Below are 889 nucleotides of genomic sequence, written 5' to 3'. Positions count from 1 at the left end.
CCGGAGCCGGCGCTGGCGGGCCGCCTGCGGCTGCGGATCGCGCACGTGTGGGCGCTGGCGCTGTCGATGCAGATGGTCGACGCGCGCCGCGCGCTGGAGGCGATCGAAGCCGACATCGACGCACGGCGGCTCGGTACGAATGCGGTCACCGACACCGAATTGCTTGGCGTTCGCTCGCTCATCGCGGGGCTGTCGGACCGGAGCATCGAGTCGCTCGAGCTCGGCGAGCGCGTGCTGGCGGCCGGCCCGCCGGCCGGCTCGTGGGTCGAGCAGATCGGGCAGACCACGCTCATCTTCGGGCTCGGCTACGCGGGCCGCCTCGACGATGCGCTCGACCTGCGCGCGCGGGCGGAACTTGCGGCGTCGGGCCACGAGCCGCTGTTTGCGCATGTGTACCGGCAGAACATGTCCGGCCTCGCCGAATTCGTCGCGGGCCGCCTGCACGATGCGTCGAAGACGTTCGAGACGGCGCTGCGCGGCGCGGAGCGCTCGGCGGGGCGGCTGTCGGCGGCGACCGCGCTGTCGGCCGGCTACCTGTCCGCGATCTATTACGAATGGAACGACTGGCCGAAGGTGCGTGAAGCGCAGCGCGACCGTTTCGACATCGCGATGCAGGCGTGTTCGCTCGGGCCGCTGCTGCGGTTCATGCAGACGGCCGCGGTGCTGCAGTTCCGGTCGGGCAACGAGGCCCGCGCGCACGAGATGCTCGACGAGGCCGACCACATCGCCTGCAGCCGGCAATGGCTGCGGCTGCGCGTCGCCTGCATGGCGACCGGCGTGCGGCTGCACGTGAGCGCGGGGAAGCTGACGCAGGCCCATCGTGTCGGCCGCGCGCTGGCGGCGCTGGTGTCGACTGAACCACCGGAAGCCGCGTCGAGCTACGTCGAGA

The 889-nt window shown here is 71.9% G+C and carries 1 pseudogene; it reads left to right on the top strand.

Going from position 1 to position 889, the window contains the following annotated elements:
• Positions 1–889 (top strand): annotated as a pseudogene (locus G3N93_RS40480) (helix-turn-helix transcriptional regulator); the annotation flags it as partial.

Origin of the sequence: Burkholderia sp. Se-20378 (assembly GCF_017104665.1) — a bacterium.
In the GTDB taxonomy this organism is placed as follows: domain Bacteria; phylum Pseudomonadota; class Gammaproteobacteria; order Burkholderiales; family Burkholderiaceae; genus Burkholderia; species Burkholderia lata.
The sequence above is the reverse complement of the archived record's forward strand: the minus strand, read 5'-3'. Positions and strand labels throughout refer to the sequence as shown.